Consider the following 25,226-nt stretch of genomic DNA (forward strand, 5'->3'; position numbering starts at 1 on the left):
GGCGATGCTTGGCTGTCTGTATTGTCTTTTTCCTGCCCGCCGTTTTTGTCCAGCCCCAACGGAGAGCTGCCATGACTGAATCCCCTGATCGTGACGAACGCCACCTGGCGCGCATGCTGCGCAAAAAAGCTGTGATTGACGAGCGCATTGCCAATTCACCGAACGAGTGCGGGTTGCTGCTGGTGCTCACCGGCAATGGCAAGGGCAAGAGCAGCTCCGCTTTCGGCATGCTGGCCCGGGCCATGGGCCACGGCATGCAGTGCGGTGTGGTGCAGTTCATCAAGGGCCGCAACAGCACCGGTGAAGAAATGTTCTTCCGGCGTTTCCCCGAGCAGGTGCGCTTCCACGTGATGGGCGAAGGTTTTACCTGGGAAACCCAGGACCGTGCGCGCGACATCGTGGCCGCCGAAGCCGCCTGGGCGGTCTCCCGGGAAATGCTGCAGAACCCGGCCATTGGCCTGGTGGTGCTGGACGAGCTGAACATCGCCCTCAAGCACGGCTACCTCGACCTGGACCAGGTACTCAGCGACCTGCAGGCCCGCCCGCCGATGCAGCACGTGCTGGTGACCGGCCGTGGCGCCAAACCCGAATTGATCGAAATGGCCGACACCGTGACTGAAATGGGCATGCTCAAGCACGCCTTCCAGGCCGGTATCAAGGCGCAGAAAGGCATCGAACTTTGAATCAGCCCCGTCATTGTCCTGCTGTGCTGATCGCCGCACCGGCGTCCGGCCAGGGCAAAACCACCGTCACCGCCGCGCTGGCCCGTTTGCACCGCAACCTGGGGCGCAAGGTGCGGGTGTTCAAATGCGGCCCGGACTTTCTCGACCCGATGATCCACGAGCGCGCCAGTGGTGCGCCGGTCTATCAGTTGGACATGTGGATGGTGGGCGAGCAGGAAAGTCGCCGGTTGCTGTGGGAAGCGGCGGGGGAAGCCGACCTGATCCTGATCGAAGGCGTGATGGGCTTGTTCGACGGCACGCCGTCCAGCGCCGACCTTGCGCGGCACTTTGGCGTGCCGGTACTGGCGGTGATCGACGGCACGGCCATGGCCCAGACCTTCGGCGCACTGGCATTGGGCCTGGCGCGTTACCAGCCGGACCTGCCGTTTGCCGGTGTGCTGGCCAACCGCGTCGGCACACTGCGTCACGCGCAATTGCTCGAAGGCAGCCTCACCGAAGGCCTGCGCTGGTACGGCGCGCTGTCCCGGGAAACCGGCATTGAGTTGCCCAGCCGCCACCTTGGCCTGGTGCAGGCCAGCGAACTGAACGACCTTGATCTACGACTCGACGCCGCCGCCCAGGCCTTGGGCAGCAGTTGCGAGGTAGCGCTGCCACCGCCGGTGGAATTCGCCGCACCCGAGTTGATCGAGACCCAACCGTTACTGGCCGGCGTACGCATTGCCGTGGCCCGCGACGAAGCCTTCGCCTTTACCTACGGTGCCAGCCTTGATCTGCTGCGGGCGATGGGCGCTGAGTTGTGCTTCTTCTCGCCGATTCGCGACCGCGCGTTGCCCGACGCTGACAGCCTCTACCTGCCGGGCGGTTACCCGGAACTGCATCACCAGGCGCTGTCGGAAAATACCCCGATGCTGGCCGCCATTCGCGCCCATCACGCTGCCGGCAAGCCGCTGCTGGCCGAATGCGGTGGCATGCTCTATCTGCTGGACTCGCTCACCGATGTCGACGGCACCCGTGCCGAACTGGTGGGCCTGCTCCAGGGTGATGCCGTGATGCAGAAACGTCTGGCGGCACTGGCCCTGCAAAACGTCGAACTGCCCGAAGGCCTGCTGCGTGGCCACACTTATCATCACTCGTTGACCAGCACCGAATGGCAGCCGATTGCCCGGGGCCTGAGCCCGAATGGCGGGCGCGGCGCCGAGGCGGTTTATCGTCAGGGCCGGATGACCGCGTCCTACGTGCACTTTTACTTCCCGTCCAACCCGACAGCGGTGGCTGCCCTGTTTGCGCCAAGCCTTGAGACCGCCATCGCAGGCAAGCCAGCTCCCACACTTGACCGAGTTGAAACGCAATCTACGGTGGGAGCGGGCTTGCCCGCGATGAGGCCATGACGGACAACGCCTTTCCGGAAGCTGACCGCGAAGCCGTCTACCGCGCCATCGCCGAACGCCGTGACATGCGCCACTTCAGCGGTGGCACCGTCGCGCCTGAATTGCTCCACCGCCTGCTGCAAGCCGCCCACCAGGCGCCGAGCGTCGGCTTGATGCAGCCCTGGCGTTTTATCCGCATCAGCGACCGCAACCTGCGCGGCCAGATCCAGCAGCTAGTGGAAGAAGAACGCGTACGCACCGCAGAAGCCCTTGGCGAGCGCTCCGACCAGTTTATGAAGCTCAAGGTCGAAGGCATCAACGACTGTGCCGAAGTACTGGTGGCGGCGTTGATGGACGATCGCGAACGGCATATCTTCGGGCGCCGTACCTTGCCGGAAATGGACATGGCGTCGTTGTCCTGCGCGATCCAGAATCTATGGCTGGCTGCCCGCGTCGAAGGGCTGGGCATGGGCTGGGTCTCGCTGTTCGAGCCCCAGGCCCTGGCCGACCTGCTGGGCCTGCCGCCCGGCGCCAAGCCGCTGGCCGTGTTGTGCCTGGGCCCGGTGACCGAGTTCTACCCGGCACCGATGTTGCAGCTCGAAGGCTGGACCGAACCACGGCCACTGAGTGACATGTTGTACGAGAATGTTTGGGGAGTGAGTCAATGAGTGTGGCCTTGCTGAGTGTCGCTGCGGTGGCGCTGGATGCGCTGCTGGGCGAGCCCAGGCGCTGGCATCCGCTGGTAGCGTTCGGCAATTTTGCCGGGCGTATCGAGCAGCGTTTCAACTCCGGCGGCCGTGGCTGGCGCAGTCATGGCGTCACCGCGTGGGTGATCGCAGTGGTGCCGCTGACGCTGCTGGCCACGGCCCTGTCGTGGGCGCCGTATATCGGCTGGGTATTGGAAATCCTCGCGCTGTATTGCGCCCTGGGCATGCGCAGCCTCGGTGAACACGTGCTGCCGGTGGCGCAGGCGCTGCGCAGCGATGACCTGGACGAGGCCCGCAAGCGTGTCAGCTATCTGGTAAGCCGCCAGACCAGCGAACTGGACCATACGGAAGTCGCCCGCGCGGCCACCGAATCGGTGCTGGAAAACGGCAGCGACGCGGTATTTGCTGCCTTGTTCTGGTTTGTGGTCGCTGGCGTGCCCGGCGTGGTGCTCTATCGTCTGAGCAACACCCTGGATGCCATGTGGGGCTATCGCAATGAACGCTTTGAGCGTTTCGGCTGGGCTGCTGCGAAGATCGACGACGTGCTCAACTACATTCCGGCGCGCCTGGTGGCGTTGACCTACGCGCTGCTGGGCAAAACCCGCCTGGCCCTCAAATGCTGGCGCACTCAGGGCCCGACCTGGGACAGCCCCAATGCCGGCCCGGTGATGGCGGCAGGCGCTGGTGCCCTTGGCGTGGAGCTGGGTGGCGCGGCGATTTATCACGGCGAGCTGCACCAGCGCCCGCAACTGGGCGAAGGCCCGCCTGCGGATGCGGATTCCATCGAGCGTGGCTGGCAACTGGTGCAACGCGGCGTGTGGCTTTGGTTGCTGATCCTGTGTGTGGGGGCTGAATTTTATGCTTGAGCACGGTGGCCGCTTGCGCAAGGCGGCGTTGCAATACGGCATTGCAGAGGGCGATTGGCTGGACCTGTCCAGTGGCCTGGCGCCATGGCCGTTTCCGATCCCGGACATCCCGCTGCGGGCCTGGGCGCGCCTGCCTGAAACCGATGACGGCCTGGAACAGGCCGCCTGCGAATATTACGGCGCCACCCACATACTGCCAGTGGCCGGCTCCCAGGCCGCGATCCAGTTATTGCCGCGACTGCGCCGGACGGGCAAGGTCGGTGTGCTGTCGCCGTGTTACGCCGAACACGCCGAAGCCTGGCGTCGCGCCGGGTACATCGTGCGCGAAGTACTGGAGCAGGAAGTCGACTTCTTCCTCGAGAGCCTCGACGTGCTGGTGGTGGTCAACCCCAACAACCCCACCGGCCTGAGCCTGACGCCGCAACGCCTGCTGGACTGGCATGCGCGCCTGGCCCAGCGCGGCGGCTGGCTGGTGGTGGATGAAGCCTTTATGGACATCACCCCGCAGTTGAGCCTGGCAAGTCAGGCCCACCAAGTCGGCCTGATCGTGCTGCGGTCGTTCGGCAAGTTCTTCGGCCTGGCCGGCGTGCGGCTGGGGTTCGTGCTGGCCGAGCGCAATCTGCTCAAGCTGCTCGCCGAACAGGTAGGGCCATGGGCCGTCAGCGGGCCGACGCGGGTGCTTGGGCAAGTGTGCCTGCGCGATACCGTCGGCCATGCGCAACAGCGGTTGCGTTGCGAGTCGGCCAGCCAGCGTCTGTTTGACGTACTTGAACGCCATGGCTTGCGACCTCAGGGCGGCTGCGGGTTGTTCCAGTGGATGATCACGGACCGGGCGGAGCAGCTGCATGAATTCATGGCCCAGCGCGGTATTTTGCTGCGCCTGTTTGTCGACAACAGCAGCTTGCGTTTCGGCCTGCCGGATACCGAGGCCGACTGGTTACGGCTGGAACAGGCGCTGAGCGCCTACAGGGAAGCCCCATGAGTACCTTGATGGTGCAGGGCACCACATCCGACGCAGGCAAAAGCACGTTGGTGACCGCGCTGTGTCGCTGGCTGGTGCGCCAGGGCATCCCGGTGGTGCCCTTCAAACCCCAGAACATGGCACTCAACAGCGCCGTGACTGCCGAAGGCGGCGAAATCGGCCGAGCCCAGGCGGTGCAGGCCCAGGCCGCGAACCTGGCGCCCCACACCGACATGAACCCGGTGCTGCTCAAACCCAACAGCGACACGGGCTCCCAAGTGATCATCCACGGGCGCGCCGTGACCACCATGAATGCGGTGGCTTATCACGATTACAAAGCCATCGCGATGCAAGCGGTGCTGGCCTCTCATGCGCGGTTGAGTGCGGCGTATCCGGTGGTGATGGTCGAGGGTGCAGGTTCGCCGGCCGAGATCAATCTGCGGGCGAACGACATTGCCAACATGGGCTTCGCCGAAGCGGTGGACTGCCCGGTGCTGCTGATTGCCGACATCAATCGCGGCGGGGTGTTTGCGCACCTGGTGGGCACGCTGGAATTGTTGTCGCCCACCGAACAGGCGCGGGTCAAAGGCTTCATCATCAACCGGTTTCGCGGGGATATTGCGCTGTTGCAGCCGGGGCTGGATTGGCTGGAAGCGCGTACCGGCAAACCGGTGGTGGGGGTGTTGCCGTATGTGATGGACCTGCATCTGGAGGCGGAGGACGGTATCGACCAGCGCCAGATCGACAAGGCGGCGCAGGTGCTCAAGGTGGTGGTGCCGGTGTTGCCGCGGATCAGTAATCACACGGATTTTGATCCGTTGCGGTTGCATCCGCAGGTGGATTTGCAGTTTGTGGGGCCGGGGCAGGCGATTCCTGCGGCGGACCTGATTATTTTGCCGGGCTCGAAGAGTGTGCGCAGTGATTTGGCGTATTTGCGGGCCAATGGGTGGGACACGGCGGTGGCGCGGCATCTGCGTTATGGCGGGAAGGTGTTGGGGATTTGTGGTGGGTTGCAGATGCTCGGGGAGCAGGTGCATGACCCGCTGGGGCTGGAAGGGCCTCGCGGGTCGAGTGCGGGGTTGGGGTTGTTGGCGCTCAGTACGACCCTGGAGGAGGAGAAGCAGCTGCGTAACGTGCGAGGGCGGTTGTTGCTGGAGGATGCCGAGGTGAGTGGGTATGAGATCCACGCGGGCGTAACCAGTGGCGCTGGTTTGGTGCGGGCTGCAGTGCAGTTGGACGATGGGCGTCGGGATGGGGCGCAGAGTGAGGATGGGCAGGTTCTTGGGACCTATTTGCATGGGGTGTTTGAGAACCCAGCGGCGTGTGGGGCGTTGTTGCGGTGGGCTGGGTTGGAAGATGTGCAATCGGTGGATTATCACGGGTTGCGGGAGCGGGATATTGAGCGGTTGGCGGATTTGGTAGAGCAGCATCTGGATACCGGGTTGTTGCGTTCGTTGTGTGGGGTTTGAGTTGGTTGTAATGGACCGTGCACATATCCGTTGCTGCGGTAACGGCCGCTTAGGGTTCCGCTCTTACAGCGGGTCACTTTTGGCAAACGCCCGGAATGCCGGCCCAGCCAAAAGTAACCAAAAGGTCTTTGCCCCACCACTCGGTGCCTCGCCTAGGCTCGGCATACCCGCACTCCGGCACGGCCATCGTGGTTAATGGGGCCCGCAGATCAAGATCAAAAGCACGCAGCCTCGCTGGCGCTCGACAGCTGCTACGAGCGGGGTGGCTCTGCTTTTCTGTGGGAGCGGGCTTGCTCGCGAAAAACCTGAGGGCGCCGCGTTGAATCAGGATGCCCGCGTCATCGTTAACGACCTTCGCGAGCAAGCCCGCTCCCACATTTGGACCGTGCCCGCTTTAGATTTTGATTTTGCTTTTAACACTCAAGCCGGCCGGTAGGCCGCTGTGCTCTTGCTTTTGATTTTGATCTTAGGCGCCCCGTTAAACCACGCTGGCCGAACGCAGGCTTTGGAGCGTGGGTAACCTGGCAGGACGCCAGGTTAGCCGCGCTGGGCCAAGGATGGCCCATCGCGGCGGCCCACGGTCCAAAGCCGGAGTGAGGGCACACCGAGCCTAGGCGAGGTGCCGAGTGGTGGGGCAAGAGCGTTTTGCTTACTTTTGCGCTGTTCAAAAGTGAGCCGCTGTAAGAGCGGAACCCATAGTCGCCGTTACCTAAATAACGGATATACACACAGTCAAAAACAGGCACACCCCATGCTCCAGTTGATCCTCGGCGGCGCCCGCTCCGGCAAAAGCCGCCTGGCTGAAAAACTCGCCACCGACAGCGGCCTAAGCGTCACCTACATAGCGACCAGCCAACCCCTGGACGGCGAAATGGCCGCACGCGTCGCCCACCACCGCGAACGCCGCCCATCCGAATGGGGCCTGATCGAAGAGCCCGTCGAACTGGCCCGTGTCCTCAAGGAAAACGCCAGCCCGAACCATTGCCTGCTGATCGACTGCCTGACCTTATGGCTCACCAACCTGCTGATGCTCGAAGACCCCGACCGTCTCAACCACGAGCGCGAGGCCTTGCTACACACCCTGGCCACCCTCCCAGGAGAAATCATTTTTGTCAGCAACGAGACCGGACTGGGTGTCGTCCCGCTGGGCGAATTGACTCGCCGCTATGTCGATGAAGCCGGATGGCTGCATCAAGCCTTGGCCGAACGTTGTCAGCGCGTTGTCCTGACCGTCGCCGGCCTGCCCCTGACTTTAAAAGGTACTGCGTTATGACCGACACCTGGTGGCTCAACCCCTGCAAAGCAATCGACACCCAAGCCCACGAACAAGCCCTGGCCCGCCAACAGCAATTGACCAAACCCGCCGGCTCCCTCGGCCAACTGGAAGCCGTGGCCGTCCAACTGGCCGGCCTCCAGGGCCAGGTCAAACCCAGCGTCGACCACCTGTGGATCGCGATCTTCGCCGGCGACCACGGTGTAGTCGCCGAAGGTGTCTCCGCCTTCCCCCAGGAAGTCACCGGCCAGATGCTCCACAACTTCGTCACCGGCGGCGCTGCCATCAGCGTACTTGCGCGCCAACTGGACGCGAAACTGGAGGTAGTCGACCTCGGCACCATCACCCCCACCTTGAACCTGCCCGGCGTACTCCACCTCAACCTCGGCGCTGGCACCGCCAACTTCGTCAATGGCCCGGCCATGACCGAAGCCCAGGGGCGCCTGGCCCTGCAAGCCGGCCGCGACAGCGTGCACCGCGCCACCGCGAGCGGAGCGCAACTGTTTATCGGCGGCGAAATGGGCATCGGCAACACCACCGCCGCCAGTGCCCTGGCCTGCGCGCTGCTGGATTGCGAGGTCAGCGACCTGACCGGCCCCGGTACCGGCTTGAACGCCCAGGGTGTCAGCCACAAAGTCGCCGTCATCCAGCGCGCCCTGGCACTGCACGCAGGCGACCGTGGTGACGCCCTGAAAACCCTGTTCAACCTCGGCGGCTTTGAAATTGCCGCGCTGGTCGGCGCCTACCTGGCCTGTGCTCAAGAAGGGGTCGTGGTGCTGGTGGACGGCTTTATCTGCACGGTCGCCGCGCTGGTCGCCACGCGCCTGAATCCCGGCTGCCGTGAATGGTTGCTGTTCGGCCACCGCGGTGCCGAGCCTGGTCATCGCCACGTGCTGCAAAGCCTCAATGCCGAACCACTGCTGGAGCTCGGCCTGCGCCTGGGCGAAGGCAGTGGCGCCGCGCTGGCTGTGCCGTTGCTGCGCCTGGCCTGCGCGCTGCACGGGCAGATGGCGACCTTTGCCGAAGCGGCCGTGGCGGACCGTCCGGCATGACCTTGCACCTGGACCTGCTGCGCCACGGCGAAACCGAACTGGGCGGCGGCTTGCGCGGCAGCCTGGACGATGCGCTCACGGCCAAGGGCTGGAAGCAGATGCGTGGGGCGGTGGTGGAGCAGGGCCCGTGGGACCGACTGGTCAGCTCGCCGCTGCAACGTTGCGCACGGTTTGCTGATGAGCTGGGCGCGCGCCTGAACCTGCCGGTCACCCTGGAAAAAGACCTGCAGGAGCTACACTTCGGCGCCTGGGAAGGGCAGAGCGCCGCTGCCCTGATGGAGACCGACGCCGACGCGCTGGGCCTGTTCTGGGCTGATCCCTACCGTTTCACACCGCCCCAGGGCGAGCCGGTTTCGCAGTTCTCCGCGCGTGTATTGGGTGCTGTCGCGCGCTTGCATCAAGCCTATGACGGCCAGCGAGTGCTGCTGATCAGCCACGGCGGAGTCATGCGTTTGCTGCTGGCCCAGGCGCGCGGTTTGCCGCGTGAGCAACTGCTGAATGTCGAAGTCGGCCACGGTGGCCTGTTCAGCCTGCAGGTCGAGGCTGATGGCGTATTAAGGGAAGGAATCTGAGTATGTTGCCGTTCTGGATCGCCTTGCAGTTTCTCAGCAGCCTGCCGATTCGCTTGCCGGGTATGCCGCAGTCCCAGGAACTGGGGCGTTCGTTGCTGTTTTATCCGCTGGTGGGGCTGCTGTTCGGGCTGCTGCTGTGGGGCTTGAACGCCGTATTGATGGGCGCGCCATTGCTGCTGCACGCCGCGTTGTTGTTGACTGCGTGGGTGTTGCTTAGCGGCGGCTTGCATCTGGACGGCCTGGCCGACAGCGCCGACGCCTGGCTCGGTGGCTTCGGCGACCGCGAGCGCACCCTGACCATCATGAAAGACCCGCGCAGCGGGCCGATTGCGGTGGTCACCCTGGGCCTGGTTTTGCTGCTTAAGTTCACCGCGCTGGTGGCGTTGATCGAGCAGCACAACGGCGCCGCGCTGATCCTCGCACCGTTGATTGGCCGCGCTTCGATGCTGGCGCTGTTTCTCACCACGCGCTATGTGCGTGCCGGTGGGTTGGGGCAGGCCTTGGCGGATCATTTGCCACGCATCGTCGGCCAACAGGTGCTGATCCTCAGCGGTCTGGCGTGTATCCTGATCGGCGGTTTCAGCGGCGGGATTGCCGTGTTGCTGGCGGCCCTTTGCTTTATCGGCTTGCGCCAACTGATGGTCAATCGCCTCGGTGGCACCACCGGCGACACCGCCGGCGCGCTGTTGGAGTTGCTGGAAGTGGCTGTGTTGGTCGGTCTGGCGCTGTAACAGTTTCTTGCATTTCATTAATCCCGGGTATATACACGCTCTATGCTTGCTTCCCAATGTTTATGCACTAACCTGCGTCGCGCCGCTCGTGGCGTCAGCAGGCATTACGACGGCGCTCTCGACGGCTTCGGGATCAACGTTGCCCAGTATTCTTTGCTGTGTAACCTGCAGCGCCTCGATCAACCGAGTATTTCCAGCCTGGCCGACGCCATGGGCCTGGATCGCAGCACGCTGGGGCGTAATTTGCGGGTGCTGGAGGGCGAGGGCCTGGTGCAACTGGTGGAGGGCGATGACCTGCGCAACCGCCTGGTTCTGCTGACTGAGGCAGGTAACGAACGGCTGGCGGCGGCATTGCCGGCCTGGGAAGCGGCGCAGCAGAAATTGATTGATAAGTTGGGCGCCGAAAAGCGCGAAACCCTGTTGGCCTTGCTGGATGAACTCGCTTGACGCGAGTTTGTTCGATGACAAGCGGGTATATACCCGCGACCGGAGAATAAGAAATGACCTCGATGTGGCGCACCAGCGGCTGGATTCTTGTGGGGAGTGCGCTGATCCTCGCGTTGTCCTTGGGCGTGCGGCATGGCTTTGGCCTGTTCCTGGCGCCCATGAGTGCCGAGTTCGGCTGGGGCCGTGAAACCTTTGCCTTTGCCATCGCCTTGCAAAACCTGATCTGGGGCCTGGCGCAGCCGTTTACCGGCGCTTTGGCCGACCGCTTCGGCGCTGCCAAGGTGGTGATGATCGGTGGTGTGCTGTATGCCTTGGGCCTGGTGTTCATGGGCTTGTCGGATTCGGCGTGGTCGCTGTCCCTGAGTGCCGGATTACTGATCGGCATTGGTCTGTCGGGCACCTCGTTCTCGGTGATCCTTGGCGTGGTAGGGCGCGCCGTGGCGCCGGAAAAACGCAGCATGGCCATGGGTATCGCCAGCGCCGCCGGCTCCTTCGGCCAGTTCGCCATGTTGCCAGGCACCCTCGGTTTGATCGGCTGGCTCGGCTGGTCCGCCGCGCTGCTGGTGCTGGGTGTGATGGTGGCGCTGATCGTGCCGTTGGTAACCATGCTCAAGGACCGTCCGCTGCCCGCGGTAGCCGGTCAACAGACTCTGCGCGAAGCCTTGGGTGAAGCCTGCTCCCATTCAGGATTCTGGCTGTTGGCGTTCGGTTTTTTTGTCTGCGGTTTCCAGGTGGTGTTTATCGGCGTGCACTTGCCGTCGTACCTGGTGGACCAGCACTTGCCGGCTTCTGTGGGTACCACGGTACTGGCATTGATTGGCCTGTTTAATATCTTCGGCACGTATACGGCGGGATGGCTCGGCGGGCGTATGTCCAAGCCACGCCTGTTGACCGGTTTGTACTTGCTGCGGGCGGTGGTGATTGTGATCTTCCTGTGGGCGCCGGTGACGCAAACCAGCGCCTACCTGTTTGGCATGGCGATGGGCTTCCTGTGGCTGTCCACGGTGCCGCTGACCAACGGCACGGTCGCGACCTTGTTTGGTGTCAGAAACCTTTCCATGCTCGGTGGGATCGTGTTCCTGTTCCACCAATTGGGCTCGTTCCTCGGCGGCTGGTTGGGCGGGGTGGTCTATGATCGAACCGGTAACTACGATTTGATCTGGCAGGTGGCAATCGTCCTGAGCCTGGTGGCAGCGGCGCTGAACTGGCCGGTGCGCGAGCGCCCGGTGGCACGTTTGCAGGCGCAAATGGGGGTGGCATGAATTCGACCTGGCATTGGCTCGGCGCAGCAGGAGCAGCAGTTCTGCTGCTGTTGGCGTGGTGGGGCTGGCAACAGGGCGGCCTGGCATTGATGCAGTTGGGCATGGCGATCTGTTAAGTTCTGCGTCTGAGACTTTTCAAGGACACCTGACATGCAGATGCGCTGGCTTGCAGTACCCGCTCTGATGGTGGCTTTTGGCGGTGTCGCCATGGCCGCCGATTGCCCGCCGTTGCTTGAAGGCCAACTGCCCAAGCTGCGCGCCAAGGAATCCATCGACCTGTGCCAGCGCTTCGCCGGCAAGCCGCTGGTGATCGTCAACACCGCCAGCTTCTGCGGGTTTGCGCCGCAGTTCAAAGGGCTTGAGGCCTTGTACCAGCGCTATAAGGGCCAGGGGCTGGAAGTGATTGGCGTGCCGTCCGATGACTTCAAGCAGGAAGCCAAGACCGGGGAGGAAACGGCCAAGGTTTGTTATGTGAACTACGGCGTGACCTTCACCATGACCGATCCACAGAAGGTCAGAGGCCCGGACGCGGTGCATTTGTTCAAGGTTCTGGCGCAGCAGAGCAGCGCGCCGAAGTGGAATTTCTACAAGTACGTGGTGGACCGCCAGGGCAAGGTGATCGCCAATTTCTCCAGCCTGACCAAGCCGGATAGTCCGGACCTTATCAAGGCAGTGGAAGAGGCGTTGGCTTCCAAACCCTGATTACCGCCCACTAAAAAGCCCCGCCTCTTTTGCAAGAGAGCGGGGCTTTTTTATGTCGCTTTACATCAGAACTTGTACGTCACACCCAGGCCGAAACCGTTGGCGCTGTTTTCGTACTTGGCGTTGTAGGACTGGCCCAGTGCGTTAGCGCGCGCAACTTTGACAGGTTCTTCCTTGAGGTAGGAGTAAGCCAGGTCGACGGTCATGTTCGGCATGACGTCGTAGCCCAGGCCGAGACTGAAGATCGTCCGGTCACCGGTAGGGATGCGAGGCGAGCGATCAGTGTTATTGGTCGGCGACTGGTCGAACGTCAGGCCGGTACGCAGTACCACCTGCTTGGTCACGCGGTACGAAGTACCCAGGGCGTAGGCCCAGGTGTCGTGCCAGTTCTGGTCTTCCTTGATGGTGCCGACAATTTGCGGAGCCAGAGCACCACTGCCTGCGGCGGCCGATACGCCTTCGTTATTGACGGTGATGTCTTTCAGGCGGCTCCAGCGAGTCCATGTTGCGCCCGCATAGAGTTTCCAGGCGTCGCTCAGGTCTTGAGTAACAGACAGGTCCCAGGATTCAGGGGTGTCGATCTTCAACGAAGCGTCGTAACGACCGTTGTTCAAGAGACTGGCAGGAACGTTGGCCCCCTTGGTCACTTCGGTGTGGCCTTCGAGCTTGTACTTCACTTTCGAGTGATAGGTCAGGCCCACTCGAGTGGTGTCAGTGGCTTGTACCAGCAGGCCTGCATTGAAGCCGAGTGCGGTGTCATCACCCTTGATCTTGACGTTGTTGGAGCCGGTCCCGGCGATTGGCAGGTTGATATCGGACTCAAGCGTACCGGCGATACGGTTGATAGTCGGACCAAAACCAATCGATACCCGGTCGTTGAAGGCATAGCTGACGGTTGGCTGGAAGGTGATGACCTTCACTTCGCTCTTACTGCCGAATGCTTTGCCCTGGAAGCCGCTTTCGTAGTCAGTCACCAGACCAAAGGGTGCATAGACGCCGAAACCGACAGCCCATTGCTCATTGAGTTTATTGGTGTAGAAACCGAAAGGAACGGCAGTGAAAGGGACCATGTCGCCTTTGTTGCTACCGGTGGAGCGGCCACTGACATCTTTGATGTTGGTGGAGGCATCAATCGCTGCAACACCACCTGTCACTTGCTGGCCTTCAAGGCGAGCCATACCGGCAGGGTTACCATAAACGGTGCTTGCGTTTTCGGCAGATGAAGAACGTCCCGCAAAACCGGTCCCCATCCCGGCAACGTCTTGTTCGTTGAGGGCAAAGCCGCTCGCGAACACGTGGGAGGAGGCCATTGCAACGGCGAGGCTAAGTGTCGTCTTGAGCATTACTTTTTTCATTATTAGAACTCCGTGGTGATCACCGCTGCGGAAAGTAACAATAAATTTATGTTTGCGCTATAGGCTGAAACATAGGAGATAGAGCGGTTTTGTAGGACAATCCGACCAAAATCAGCGTTTTTAGCCGAATCTTGCAAATCGCCCGGTCAACAGGCGACGTGATTCATGGTTGAAACACAGGTTTGCCAGGCTTGGGTGAAATCCCGAAGCCGGCCCTGAGGGTGAAATATTTCTTTCCAGATACGCGCCATCGCCACTACATCGTCGGCTGGCGGCAGGGAAGGGCGGTGCTGTTCCACCAGCAGCCAGGCGATGGCGGTGGCGTAACGCAGGTTGACCGTCAGCTCAAGCTGCGGCCCGCTGAGGAAGGCATGCTGGCTGGCGAGGCCGCGAACCAGGCTGGCGCGCTCGGGGTCCAGCGCCAGGTAGTTATCCCACAACGCACGGTGGCGCGGTTCGGTGATGCTGTAGAGGCCATGGCCACGGCGGTCGTGAAGGGCTGATCCGAGTGCCGACTGGCTGGCGGCGATGCCCAGCAGCAGGGATTCAGCAGTCGGGTTATCACGGCCCAGGTAAAGCAGGGTGGGCCGGATCACATAACGACACAATTCGCTGGCGGCGATGCCCATAAAAGCCTCAATCCATGAAATTGGTCGGCGATGCCTGAGAGGGGGCTTGGCAGCGGTGAATCGGATCTCAGGCTCGCCGTAAGCGGATCAAGCCGCTTGAGTTGAAGTGTAGTGTCATATTTACGACGTAAAGGACTGTTTTTAAAATATTTTTATCATTTAGTTATATCGTTTATATCAATTTAAACTTAGCGCGCCTGAATTTCAGGCAATAAAAAACCCCGGGTTTTAACCGGGGTTTTGTGTTTCAGCGATCCGGGTCGATCAGGCAACCAGTGCCTGACGAGTACGATCGATCACGGCCTGCAGCGGTTCTGCGCTGGAGTATTGATCGGGGTACAGGCGTTCGCTGTGACGAGCGATGCCGTGTTCGTTGACCAGGGTAAAGCTGAAGCAGCCTTTGCGAGCGGCCATGATCAGGCAGTTCATTGGTGCAAAAGCGTTGGTGAGGGTGCGAATGGCATCCTGAGTATGGATTTGAGTGGACATATTATTGGTGTTCCTACAAATGACACGGTTAAGAACCGTGCAACGTTAAAACGTTCCAGTGACGTTGATCACCATTGATCGAACGAAGAACCCGACTGGAACAAAGCAGCCAGTTTGAAGCGCTATTAAGTTGGCGCGCTTGGGCTGGCAGGTAGGTACTTAGGAGGGCAGGCAACACAACAGGGGCAAAGGTTCTGGGCCCGGGGTGAAGATCCTGATCAATTTGCAGGTTGGTTCTTTCAGAGTATTGAGACTTCGCGACACCCTTTGCATTGTTCAAAGGCTGTGTCGTCGCAAGTGATACCTGGAAACCATCGAGGTGGTCGATCCCTTTTTGTCGGCGGTGCCGTGAGGGAGTTGTTCGACCAGAATTGACTTTCAGCTTGGTACTAACGCCGCGGATAGTAACGGATTGAAACGATGAAAGGAAGTGTGCTAGGTAAAAAACTTTTCTGGCCCTGGTGCGTCGGTAACATTCCTCAGCCGCCGTCTGACAAAAAACGCGGTGCATATAACCGCCAGATGGGCAGTTGTGCACATTGGTTGCGCCCTGTGTCACCGTCCTGACATAAGCCCAGAAGCGCCCCCGGGTGCCTGCAACTAAAATTTAAGTCAATGAAAAATCGAGCTTTTTTTTATTGGTGAAAAAATCGTCAGTTTGACTGCGGCCCCCATTCCATGGGCCTTTGCGGGAGTTACATAACGGTTGTCCACTGAGTTATCCACAGGTTCTGTGGATTGTCCCAAGCGCTTGCTCTAGAACGGGCGTGCAGGGTTTTTTCAGCTTTACCTGTACGAAAAAAAGAGTAGAGTGGCGCGCCTTCCGTTCTGTCCCACAGTGCTTTATGAAGTTTCGCTCAGTATCACCTTCTGTTACCGACAGCCCTCAGGTTGTTACCGCACCCAAGCGTTTCTCCCTGAAAGTGGCTTTGTGGTTGCTCGACAGCCCGCGCCTGGGCCACAGCCCCAACGTCAAGCATTTCGCCGGGCATTTGCTCAAGCAACCCGCCCGCGCTGGCGTGGTGGTAGCGCAAAGCCGTCTGGGCCAGTTGATGTGCCGCGAGTGCGGCAATGCCCGGGACCGCCGCATCGGCCACGACCTGCTGCGCCAGGCCGCTCGCGCCGGCGACCGCATCGCCCAGCGTGAACTGGGCCAGATCGAAGACTGAGCTGTCCTCAATGCGCAGGCTTGGTTAACCTTCTTCTTTTCGGGTGACGGCAGGAATCGCTATGGCTTTTGACTGGACCAGTGTTGCGCTGGGTCTCGCCGGTGCTGGATTGCCGCTGTTGGGGCTGTGCTGGCAGATTCAGCGAAAACTGACGGCGCGAATGGCCGGCTGGGAATTGCTCGAAGAGCGCCTGGCCACCGCACAACTGGCCCAGGAAGGGCTCGCCGCACAGCTGGACGCCAGCCGCGACGAAATCAGCGACCTGAGCCAGGCCAACGCCGCCAAACAGGCCGACCTGGCCGCGGTGCGCCGCGAAGTCGAACTGCTGCAGATCGACCGCGACAACGCCCGCGACGCCGCCCACGCCTGGAACCTCGACCGTTCCGCCAAAGAAACCGAGCTTCGCCGCCTGGACGCCTTGTCCGCGTCCCTGCGCGCCGAACTGCGCGAGCAACAGGAAAGCCATCAGCAACGCCTCAGCGACCTGCAAGGCTCCCGCGACGAGCTGCGCGCGCAGTTCGCTGAACTCGCCGGCAAGATCTTCGACGAGCGCGAACAACGCTTCGCCGAAACCAGCCAGCAGCGCCTCGGCCAATTGCTCGACCCGCTCAAGGAACGCATTCAGTCGTTCGAAAAGCGTGTCGAAGAAAGCTACCAGAGCGAAGCCCGCGAGCGCTTTTCCCTGGCCAAGGAACTCGAGCGCCTGCAACAGCTGAACCTGCGCCTGTCCGATGAAGCCACCAACCTGACCCGCGCCCTCAAGGGCCAGAAAACCCAGGGCAACTGGGGTGAGTTGATCCTGGAGCGAGTGCTGGAGCATGCAGGCCTGGAGAAGGGCCGCGAGTACCAGACCCAGGTCAACCTCAAGGGCCCGGACGGCGAACGCTTTCAGCCCGACGTGTTGATCATGTTGCCGGGTGACAAGCAGGTGGTGGTGGACTCCAAGGTCAGCCTGACCGCCTATCAACAGTACGTTTCCGAGGATGACCAGGCGATCGGTCAGGTGGCCCTCAAGCAACACGTCCTGTCGTTGCGCAACCACGTCAAAGGTCTGGCCGGCAAGGACTACAAACGTCTCGAAGGCCTGCACAGCCTGGATTTCGTGCTGCTGTTCGTGCCCATCGAAGCCGCGTTTTCGGCCGCGCTCCAAGCCGAGCCAAACCTGTTCCAGGAAGCCTTCGATCGCAATATCGTGATCGTCAGCCCGACCACACTGCTGGCGACCTTGCGGGTGATCGACAGCCTGTGGAAACAGGAACGGCAAAGCCAGAACGCCCGGGAAATCGCCGAGCGTGCCGGTTGGCTGTATGACAAGTTCGTGCTGTTTATCCAGGACCTGGACGAGGTAGGCAACCGCCTGCAGCAGTTGGACAAAGCCTACAGCGCAGCACGCAACAAGCTGACCGATGGGCGCGGCAACCTGGTGAGCCGTACCGAGCAACTGAAACTGCTCGGCGCCCGCGCCAGCAAAAGCCTGCCGGCCGACCTGCTGGAACGCGCGATGACCGATGAAGACGGCGTGGCGCAGTTGCCAGAATAGTCACCGGTCTCTGTAGGAGCTGGCTTGCCTGCGATGCGGACACCTCGGTCCTCCAGATACACCGAGGCGATGCCATCGCAGGCAAGCCAGCTCCCACATGGGCTAAAGCGGCAGGTGCCGGCTCAACAAGGCCCGCAACGCTGCCGGCTTCACCGGTTTGGCCAGGTAATCCAACCCGGCCGCATGCACCTGGGCCACCATCTCCGGCCGTCCATCGGCACTGATCACCACACCCGGAATCGGCTCCGCCAGTTGCGCGCGCAGCCAGCCCATCAATTCGGTGCCGGTTTCGCCGTTGTCCAGGTGGTAATCCACCAGAGCCAGCTGCGGCCGTACACCCTCAGCCAGCAGCGCGGCGCATTGCGCCTGGTCGCGCGCGGTCCAGACTTCACAGCCCCAGCGCGTGAGCAAGCTGCGCATGCCGATCAGGATGCTTTCTTCGTTATCCACACACAGCACCTGGGCGCCGCTCAACGGTTGGCCGTTTTCCAGCACCGGCTTGGCGGGGGCGCTGACCTGGCTGCGCGCCAATGGCACGCGCACGCTGAACACGCTGCCCTTGCCCGGCCATGAACGCACACTCAAGCGATGCCCCAGCACGCGGCACAAGCCATCGGCAATCGCCAGGCCCAGACCCAGGCCTTTCTCGGCGCGGGTCTGGTGACTGTCCAGGCGTTTGAATTCTTCGAAGATGACTTTCTGTTTGTCCTGAGGAATCCCGGGGCCGCGATCCCACACTTCAAGGCACAGCTCGCCACGACGGCGCCGGACACCTAATAGAACCGGCCCATCGGCATACCGGAACGCGTTGGTCAGGAAATTCTGCAACACCCGCCGCAACAACTTGATATCGCTGTCCACCCGCAAACGGCTGCCCCGGAGGCGAAAGCGCAATCCCTGTTCCTGGGCCAGCGCCTTGAACTCAGCGCCCAACGTATCGAACAGTTCATTGAGCACGAAGGGCTGGCGCTGCGGATTGATCTTGCCGTTTTCCAGGCGTGAAATATCCAGCAGGTCGCTGATCAGGTCTTCCGCTGAGCGCAGCGAACTGTCCAGATGCTGCACCAGTTGCCGGGCGTCCGGCGACATGCCGTCGTTCTGATGGGAGAGAGCAGCAGAGAACAGCCTTGCGGCGTTCAACGGCTGCATCAAGTCGTGGCTGACCGCCGCGAGGAACCGGGTTTTCGACTGGCTGGCCGTCTCGGCGACACCCTTGGCATCGGTCAGGGCGACGTTGAGTTGCGACAGTTCGTGAGTACGCTCGGTCACTCGCTGTTCCAGGCCTTCGTTGGCCTCGGTCAACGCCTGCTCGGCTTCGCGGAACGCGGTGATATCGGTGAAACTCATGACAAACCCGCCGCCCGGCATCGGGTTGCCGATCAGCTCGATCACCCGGCCATTGGGGAACAGCCGCTCGGAGGTATGCGCGCGGCCCTGGCGCATCCAGTGCAGGCGGCGCGCCACGTGCACTTCGGCCTCGCCCGGGCCGCACAGCCCGCGCTCGGCGTTGTAGCGAATGATGTCGGCAATCGGCCGGCCCACGCTGATCAACCCTTCGGGGTAATTGAACAGTTCAAGGTAGCGCCGGTTCCACGCCACCAGCCGCAACGACTGGTCCACCACGCTGATGCCCTGGGTGATGTTTTCGATGGCGCCTTGCAGCAGTGCCCGGTTGAACTGCAGTACTTCCGACGCTTCGTCGGCGATGCGGACTACGTCCTCCAGCTGCATTTCCCGGCCTTCAATGGCAGCTTTCACCACCGCCCGGGTCGACGAAGCTCCGAGCACACCGGCCAGCAGGCGTTCGGTGTGGGCAATCCAGTCATTGTCAGCGTTCTGGTTAGGGTTAAAGCCTTTGCCCTGGCGATAGGCGAAGCGCACAAAACTCTGATGAGCCCGTTCTTCGCCGACAAACCGCGCTGCGAGGCTGAGCAAATCATTGATCTGCACCGAAAGCATCGAGCGGGCGCTGGCCCGCTGGCTGGTTTCCTGGCCGATAAAACGCCCGGCCTGCCAATGCTCCGACACCCGCGTACGCGACAGCATTGAGACCCACACAAACAATGTGAAGTTACCCGCCAGGGAAAATACGGTGCCCAGCGTTAGGGACGTCACCGACAAACCCAACGGGTGCGAATGCAGCCACGTCATGCCCGGGAAAAGGCTGAACGACCAGCCGAGACTTTTCGCGGTGACCGGTAGGACCAAGGTGTAGAACCACAGGAATGTACCCGCCGCCAACCCGGCAAAGACCCCGCGTCGGTTGGCCTGTTTCCAATACAGCGCGCCGAGCATCGCCGGTGCCAGTTGGGTCACGGCGGCGAACGCAATCTGGCCAATGGTTGCAAGGCTCGCAGAGGATCCCAGCAACCGGTAACTGACGTAGGCCAGCAGCAGGATGATGACAATGCTTACCCGGCGCACCGACAGCATCCAGTGACGAAACACCTCGAACGGCCGCTCGGCGCTGGAACGGCGCAGCAGCCAGGGCAGCAGCATGTCGTTGGAGACCATGGTCGACAGCGCGATACTCGCGACGATCACCATGCCTGTCGCCGCCGAAGCTCCGCCGATAAACGCCAGCACCGCGAGGGCCGGATGGGCTTCGGCCAATGGCAGGCTGATCACGTAGGAATCCGGCAATACCGAGCCCGGCAGCAGCATCTTCCCGCCGAGGGCAATTGGGATCACAAACAGGGCGGCCAGGATCAGATAGGCCGGGAACACCCACTTGGCCAGGCGCAGGTCCTGGGGGTCGATGTTTTCCACCACGGTGACGTGAAACTGCCGGGGCAGGCAGATGATCGCCATCATCGCGACGCCGGTCTGCACCACCATCGAGGGCCAGTTGACCGTCTCTTTCCAGTATTCCTCCAGCCGTGGCGCAAGCATCGCCTGGCTGAACAGATCCTCGAACCCGTCGTACAGCCCGTAGGTCACAAACGCACCGACGGCGAGAAACGCGAACAGCTTGACCAGGGATTCAAAGGCAATCGCCAGCACCATGCCTCGGTGGTGTTCCGTGGCATCCAGGTTGCGCGTACCAAACACGATGGTGAACAGCGCCAGCACCAGCGACACGATCAGCGCCGTGTCCTGGGAGCGGGTGCCGGTGGTGTCGGCGCTGGCCCCGATCAGCAGGTTCACCCCCAGCACGATGCCTTTGAGCTGCAAGGCGATATAAGGCAGCACGCCCACCAGACAGATCAGCGCCACCACCACGGCAAGGGATTGGGATTTGCCGTAACGGGCGGCGATAAAGTCGGCGATGGAGGTGATGTTTTCCTGCTTGCTGATCAGCACCATCTTTTGCAGGACCCACGGCGCCAATACCAGCAGCAGCACCGGCCCCAGGTAGATCGGTAAAAATGCCCACAACTGTTCGGCCGCCTGGCCTACGGCACCAAAGAATGTCCAACTGGTGCAATACACCGCCAGCGACAGGCTATACACCCAGGCGCGCATCCGCGGCGGCAATGGCGCATGGCGACGGTCACCGTAAAAGGCGATGGCAAACATAATGGCCATATAGGCCAGGGCAACGGCGGCGATCAGCCCGCTGGACAGCGTCATGAGAACTCCAGACATAAGAACGCCCGGGCATTCCCGGCCCGGGCGAACAGTCTCGCATGATGCTTGGCGTTAGTCAGTGTCGACCAAGGTCGGAGCGTGGTGTGATGTCGCAGCTTGGGTTCAGGCGCCGAAGCCGCCGTCGATGGTCAGGCTGGCACCGGTGATATAGCCGGCTTCAGGGCCAACCAGGTAAGCGACGAAACTGGCGATCTCTTCCACATGGCCATAACGGCCCACGGCCATGAAGCCGATCAGGCTCTCGGCGAAATCACCGCTTGCGGGGTTCATGTCGGTGTCCACCGGGCCGGGCTGCACGTTATTGATGGTGATGCCCCGTGGCCCCAGGTCGCGGGCCAGGCCTTTGGTCAGGCCGACCAGCGCCGATTTGCTCATGGCGTACGGGCCGCCACCGGCAAACGGCATGCGATCGGCGTTGGTGCTGCCGATGTTGATGATGCGACCACCTTCACCCATGTGCCGCGCGGCTTCCTGGGTAGCGACAAACACGCTGCGCACGTTGATGGCGAGGGTACGGTCGAAGTCTTCCAGGCTGAAATCTTCCAGCGGGCCGACGGCCAGCACGCCGGCGTTGTTCACCAGGATATCCAGGCGCCCGAAGGCTTTGACGGTGGCGTTGACGGCGCTGCGGATGGCGGCTGCGTCGGCGCTGTCAGCGTGGATCGCCAAGGCCTTGCCGCCTTCGCTGATCACGCTGTTCTGCAATGCTTCGGCCTTGGCGGCCGAGCTGACATAGGTGAACGCGACGGCTGCGCCTTGGGCCGCCAGGCGCTTGACGATGGCGGCGCCGATACCGCGAGAACCGCCCTGGATCAAGGCGACTTTGCCGCTGAGGTTCTGTGTGGTCATGTCGATCTCCAAAAGGTGTGTTGAGGTTGGAGTCGAGTATCGACCTCGCATGGCGCCCTCGGTAGACCGTGATTGCTATAGTCTGTGTAAACCAAAAGTTTAGAGTGGGGCGATATGGAAAGCTTTGGCAGTATCGAATGCTTTGTGCGCAGCGCCGAAGGTGGCAGCTTTGCCGAAGCTGCCCGGCACCTGAGCCTGACCCCGGCGGCCGTGGGTAAAAGCGTGGCCAAGTTGGAAGTACGCCTGGGTGTGCGGCTTTTTCAGCGCAGCACCCGGCGCCTGACCCTGACCGAAGCGGGCAAACTATTTCTGGAAGAAGTCAGCGGCAGCCTCACCACTATTCAAAACGCCGTGGCCAACCTGGCCAGTGCCGAAGGGCGGCCGGTGGGAACGCTGAAGGTCAGCATGGGCACGGTGTTTGGCAACCGTTATGTAGTGCCGTTACTGGGGGGATTTCTAGAGCGCTTTCCTGATATCAACCCCGACTGGCATTTCGATAACCGCCAGGTGGACCTGATCGGCCAAGGCTTCGATGCCGCGATCGGCGGTGGTTTTGAGCTGCCCCAGGGCGTGGTCGCGCGCAAGCTGGCGCCGGCGCATCGAATCCTGCTGGCATCACCGCAGTACCTCGCCAAACGCAAGCCGGTACTCGCGCCCGAGGACTTGTCGCTCTGCAACGGCATTCTGATCCGCTCACCGCAAACCGGGCGCGTGCGTTCCTGGCAACTTACTCATCGCAACCGTGAACAGCGCCCGCTGGTGCTCAAGCCGCGCATGACCATGAGCGACTCTGGCGCTGCCTGCTGCGCCAGCGCCCAGGGCCTGGGGATTGCGCTGGTCAGCATGCCGATGGCGGTGCCGTATCTGGACAGCGGCCAACTGGTGCGAGTGCTGCCCGACTGGTACGTCGACGACGGCAACATCTCGCTGTACTACGCCGAACACAAGCTGCTGCCCGGCAAGACGCGGGCGTTTGTGGATTTCATTCTGGAGCAGTTTGTCGAACGCGAGTTGGGGCGGCGGTTCAGCGCCATTTGATCCTTGTGGGGATCAAAGTGTGGGAGTGGGCTTGCTCGCGAAGGCGGTGTGACAGTCACCCGATGCATCGACTGATCCACCGCTTTCGCGAGCAAGCCCGCTCCCACCTTTTGGATCTTCAGTGTCCGAACTTTCCGGGCCAGCCGATCACTTTCTTCGGCCTCGGCGTCGCATACGTGCGGATCTTCGACGTCGACAGCCCTAGCCGCACCAGCCCTTCAGCAATGGTCACCGCTGCGGTCACGCCGTCCACTACCGGCACACCCGTGCGGTAGCGAATCTGGTCGTCCAGTCCGGCCATGCCGCCGCAGCCCAGGCAGATCACTTCGGCCTTGTCTTCGCTGATCGCCAATTCGGCCTGGCGCACGATGGCCTCCATGGCCCGCAGCGGGTCTTCTTCCAGTTCCAGTACCGCCATGCCGCTGGCCCGTACCGACGCGCAGCGCTGATACAAACCCGCCAGTTTCAGTCGGTCCTCGATCAGCGGCACGGTGCGGTCCAGGGTGGTCACCACCGAATAGGCATGCCCAAGAAACATCGCGGTGCTGGCCGCCGCCTCGGTGATGTCCACCACCGGCACATTGAGCAACTCCTGCAAACCTTCACGGCCGTGCTCGCCGTAACCCGCCTGGATCACGGCATCGAACGGCTGGTCGTAGGCCATCACCCGGTCCATCACCGCGATGGCCGCCAGGTAGCTTTCGAAATTGCCTTCCACCGATTCGGCACCGAAAAACGGGGTCAGCCCGACGATCTCGGTGCCGGGGGACGCCACCGCCCGTGCCTGCTTGGCGATGGCTTCGGTGATGGACTCGGTGGTGTTGACGTTGACCACAAGGATGCGCATGGAATGTCCTTACTTAATGACTGACGTTATCGACTGCAATGCTTTCGCCGCTCACATCGGCGTAATACGGCTGGCGCTTGGCGAACAGCAGGTACAGCAGCCCTGCAATACCGGCGCCAATCAGCCAGGAGAAGGGCGAGACATGGGCGAAACCGGGCAGCAGAGCGAGGAGAATGGCGATCACCGCCGCAGGAATAAACGCCGCCACCGCCCGCAAATTGATCCCGCGGCTGTAGTAATAAGCGCCATTCGGGTCTTCGCTATACAACTGCGGCACGTCCACCTGGCTTTTACGGATCAACCAGTAGTCGACCATGATCACCCCGTACAACGGCCCCAACAGAGCGCCCAGCCCCGACAGGAAATACACGATCACCAGCGGGCTGTTGTAGAGGTTCCACGGCAGGATCAGCACCGCCACGGTGGCGCTGATCAGCCCGGCGCGGCGGAAGTTCAGATACTTGGGCGCCAGGTTGCTCAGCACAAAGGCGGGTGCGACGAAGTTGGCCATGATGTTCACCGCCACGGTCACAATCAGGAACGCCAGGCAGCCCAGCACCAGGAAGAAGGTGTTGGGTATCGCCGCAATGATTTCGGTGGGGCTCTCAATCACCCGGCCATTGAGGTGAAACTGCCCGCCGCACAGCAACACGGTGATGGCGGCGAACACCAGGATATTCACCGGCAGGCCCCAGAAGTTGCCGACCTTGATGGTCTTGCGGCAGGGCGAAGAGCGGGCGAAGTCGCAGAAATTCAGGATCAGCGTGCCGTAGATCGCCAGCCACAGCGCACCGCCGGCGAAGATATTGCGCCACATCTCGCCACCGGTCAGCGGCTCGCGGGTCGACCAGGCAATCTGGCCGCCGGCCTGGAAATACATCCAGCCGGCGAGTGATGCCACCGTCAGCAGAATCACTGGCCCGGCGAAGGCTTCATAGCGGCGCACCATCTCCATGCCATAGGCGAGGATCGCGAGCTGCACAAACCAGATCGCCACAAAACACGCCCAGCCGAGCGTCGACAGGCCGAGGATCGAGTTGTGGTCGTAGTCGGCAAAACCTGGATGAACCGCCGTCAGCAGCACGCGGAAAACCACCGAGGCCAGGTAGGTCTGAATCCCGAACCAGGCAATCGCGATCACCGCACGAATCAGCGCCGGAATCTGCGCACCATGGATGCCAAAACTGATGCGGCTGATCACTGGAAACGGTACGCCGGTCTTCTGCCCCATATAGCCCGACAGGTTCATGAAGAAGTACACCAGCGCCGCGCCGATCCCCAGGGACAGCAGAATCTGCCAGCCGCCCAGGCCCAGCGCATACAAGCCGATGGCGAAGGAATAGTTGGCGATGTTGTGCACATCGTTGGTCCACAAGGCAAAGATGCTGTAGCGGCCCCAGCGCCGGCCTTCGGCCTTGGTGGGTGCAAGGTCCTTGTTGTGCAGGCGCGGGCTGAGTACCAGCGGGCCGGGGCTCGTGGCCTCGGGGTTCAGGGTGGAGGAGGGCAGATCCAGTGCGATGTTATTGGAGAGACTTGTACGCATTCCGGCAGGCTCCTGGACACCAGCAGGAGAGCGGCTGATGTCAAAGTGTATGTATCTTTTTTGTTGATTGTATACAAAGTGTGT

General features: G+C 61.8%; 23 protein-coding genes. 16 read left to right on the forward strand and 7 right to left on the reverse strand.

What is annotated here, in order from left to right:
- Positions 1-71 precede the first annotated feature (71 nt).
- From cobO to ACUN0G_RS06830, 13 genes are all read left to right on the forward strand, one after another.
- The gene (gene cobO / locus ACUN0G_RS06770) at positions 72-683 is read left to right on the forward strand and encodes a cob(I)yrinic acid a,c-diamide adenosyltransferase (RefSeq protein WP_445572966.1); all 612 of its coding nucleotides are present in this window, start codon (positions 72-74) and stop codon (positions 681-683) included.
- Positions 680-2,071 (forward strand): cobyrinate a,c-diamide synthase, encoded by a 1,392-nt coding sequence (locus ACUN0G_RS06775; RefSeq protein WP_258344281.1) that lies wholly within the window; start codon positions 680-682, stop codon positions 2,069-2,071. Before cobO ends, ACUN0G_RS06775 begins: the two co-directional genes overlap by 4 nt.
- Positions 2,068-2,718: a 5,6-dimethylbenzimidazole synthase gene (gene bluB / locus ACUN0G_RS06780; protein ID WP_177026428.1), complete on the forward strand. Its 651-nt coding sequence runs from the start codon at positions 2,068-2,070 to the stop codon at positions 2,716-2,718. Before ACUN0G_RS06775 ends, bluB begins: the two co-directional genes overlap by 4 nt.
- On the forward strand, positions 2,715-3,623 hold the full coding sequence (gene cbiB, locus ACUN0G_RS06785; RefSeq protein WP_421524999.1) for an adenosylcobinamide-phosphate synthase CbiB: 909 nt from the start codon (positions 2,715-2,717) through the stop codon (positions 3,621-3,623). Before bluB ends, cbiB begins: the two co-directional genes overlap by 4 nt.
- Positions 3,616-4,605 (forward strand): threonine-phosphate decarboxylase CobD, encoded by a 990-nt coding sequence (cobD, locus tag ACUN0G_RS06790; RefSeq protein WP_445572967.1) that lies wholly within the window; start codon positions 3,616-3,618, stop codon positions 4,603-4,605. Before cbiB ends, cobD begins: the two co-directional genes overlap by 8 nt.
- Positions 4,602-6,053 (forward strand): cobyric acid synthase, encoded by a 1,452-nt coding sequence (locus tag ACUN0G_RS06795; RefSeq protein ID WP_445572968.1) that lies wholly within the window; start codon positions 4,602-4,604, stop codon positions 6,051-6,053. Before cobD ends, ACUN0G_RS06795 begins: the two co-directional genes overlap by 4 nt.
- A gap of 751 nt (positions 6,054-6,804) precedes the next feature.
- The gene (gene cobU / locus ACUN0G_RS06800; protein ID WP_445572969.1) at positions 6,805-7,326 is read left to right on the forward strand and encodes a bifunctional adenosylcobinamide kinase/adenosylcobinamide-phosphate guanylyltransferase; all 522 of its coding nucleotides are present in this window, start codon (positions 6,805-6,807) and stop codon (positions 7,324-7,326) included.
- Entirely contained in the window at positions 7,323-8,378 is a 1,056-nt protein-coding gene (cobT, locus tag ACUN0G_RS06805) for a nicotinate-nucleotide--dimethylbenzimidazole phosphoribosyltransferase (RefSeq protein ID WP_445572970.1), read from the forward strand. Before cobU ends, cobT begins: the two co-directional genes overlap by 4 nt.
- Entirely contained in the window at positions 8,375-8,950 is a 576-nt protein-coding gene (cobC, locus tag ACUN0G_RS06810) for an alpha-ribazole phosphatase family protein (RefSeq protein ID WP_445572971.1), read from the forward strand. Before cobT ends, cobC begins: the two co-directional genes overlap by 4 nt.
- Before the next feature lie 2 nt (positions 8,951-8,952).
- Entirely contained in the window at positions 8,953-9,681 is a 729-nt protein-coding gene (locus tag ACUN0G_RS06815) for an adenosylcobinamide-GDP ribazoletransferase (RefSeq protein ID WP_445572972.1), read from the forward strand.
- Between the two features lie 42 nt (positions 9,682-9,723).
- Complete coding sequence (locus tag ACUN0G_RS06820) at positions 9,724-10,128, forward strand: MarR family winged helix-turn-helix transcriptional regulator (protein WP_063032418.1); 405 nt, start codon at positions 9,724-9,726, stop codon at positions 10,126-10,128.
- A gap of 62 nt (positions 10,129-10,190) precedes the next feature.
- Positions 10,191-11,390, forward strand: coding sequence for an MFS transporter (locus ACUN0G_RS06825; RefSeq protein ID WP_445575526.1), 1,200 nt, complete (start codon positions 10,191-10,193; stop codon positions 11,388-11,390).
- Between the two features lie 150 nt (positions 11,391-11,540).
- A complete protein-coding gene (locus ACUN0G_RS06830; RefSeq protein ID WP_421525827.1) occupies positions 11,541-12,092 on the forward strand; it encodes a glutathione peroxidase in 552 nt (183 codons plus the stop codon).
- A gap of 65 nt (positions 12,093-12,157) precedes the next feature.
- Here ACUN0G_RS06830 and ACUN0G_RS06835 read toward each other — a convergent pair whose 3' ends face one another.
- The 3 genes from ACUN0G_RS06835 to ACUN0G_RS06845 all read right to left on the reverse strand — a co-directional run bounded on the left by ACUN0G_RS06835 (position 12,158) and on the right by ACUN0G_RS06845 (position 14,565).
- Positions 12,158-13,447, reverse strand: coding sequence for an OmpP1/FadL family transporter (locus ACUN0G_RS06835; protein WP_445572973.1), 1,290 nt, complete (start codon positions 13,445-13,447; stop codon positions 12,158-12,160).
- Positions 13,448-13,593: 146 nt separating this feature from the next.
- Positions 13,594-14,076: a hypothetical protein gene (locus tag ACUN0G_RS06840; RefSeq protein ID WP_258344292.1), complete on the reverse strand. Its 483-nt coding sequence runs from the start codon at positions 14,074-14,076 to the stop codon at positions 13,594-13,596.
- 264 nt (positions 14,077-14,340) lie between these two features.
- On the reverse strand, positions 14,341-14,565 hold the full coding sequence (locus tag ACUN0G_RS06845; protein WP_003214941.1) for a hypothetical protein: 225 nt from the start codon (positions 14,563-14,565) through the stop codon (positions 14,341-14,343).
- Positions 14,566-15,410: 845 nt separating this feature from the next.
- On the opposite strand from ACUN0G_RS06845, the gene ACUN0G_RS06850 reads away from it, so the two are divergent.
- Positions 15,411-15,734, forward strand: a complete 324-nt coding sequence (locus ACUN0G_RS06850) for a hypothetical protein (protein ID WP_026078187.1) — start codon at positions 15,411-15,413, stop codon at positions 15,732-15,734.
- Positions 15,735-15,909: 175 nt separating this feature from the next.
- On the forward strand, positions 15,910-17,274 hold the full coding sequence (gene rmuC / locus ACUN0G_RS06855; RefSeq protein ID WP_421525832.1) for a DNA recombination protein RmuC: 1,365 nt from the start codon (positions 15,910-15,912) through the stop codon (positions 17,272-17,274).
- A gap of 102 nt (positions 17,275-17,376) precedes the next feature.
- Here rmuC and ACUN0G_RS06860 read toward each other — a convergent pair whose 3' ends face one another.
- Both ACUN0G_RS06860 and ACUN0G_RS06865 read right to left on the reverse strand, forming a co-directional pair.
- The gene (locus ACUN0G_RS06860; RefSeq protein WP_445572974.1) at positions 17,377-20,847 is read right to left on the reverse strand and encodes a hybrid sensor histidine kinase/response regulator; all 3,471 of its coding nucleotides are present in this window, start codon (positions 20,845-20,847) and stop codon (positions 17,377-17,379) included.
- A gap of 120 nt (positions 20,848-20,967) precedes the next feature.
- Positions 20,968-21,714 carry a 3-oxoacyl-ACP reductase family protein gene (locus ACUN0G_RS06865; protein ID WP_445572975.1) on the reverse strand — a complete coding sequence of 249 codons (747 nt, stop codon included), beginning with the start codon at positions 21,712-21,714 and terminating at the stop codon, positions 20,968-20,970.
- A 114-nt stretch (positions 21,715-21,828) separates the two neighbouring features.
- On the opposite strand from ACUN0G_RS06865, the gene ACUN0G_RS06870 reads away from it, so the two are divergent.
- Positions 21,829-22,752 (forward strand): LysR substrate-binding domain-containing protein, encoded by a 924-nt coding sequence (locus ACUN0G_RS06870; RefSeq protein WP_445572976.1) that lies wholly within the window; start codon positions 21,829-21,831, stop codon positions 22,750-22,752.
- 118 nt (positions 22,753-22,870) lie between these two features.
- Here ACUN0G_RS06870 and ACUN0G_RS06875 read toward each other — a convergent pair whose 3' ends face one another.
- Together ACUN0G_RS06875 and ACUN0G_RS06880 are read right to left on the reverse strand one after the other, a co-directional pair.
- Complete coding sequence (locus tag ACUN0G_RS06875) at positions 22,871-23,599, reverse strand: aspartate/glutamate racemase family protein (protein WP_258344296.1); 729 nt, start codon at positions 23,597-23,599, stop codon at positions 22,871-22,873.
- 13 nt (positions 23,600-23,612) lie between these two features.
- Positions 23,613-25,142, reverse strand: coding sequence for an NCS1 family nucleobase:cation symporter-1 (locus ACUN0G_RS06880; protein WP_445572977.1), 1,530 nt, complete (start codon positions 25,140-25,142; stop codon positions 23,613-23,615).
- Positions 25,143-25,226: the final 84 nt, after the last annotated feature.

Source organism: Pseudomonas sp. 32A (assembly GCF_052682255.1).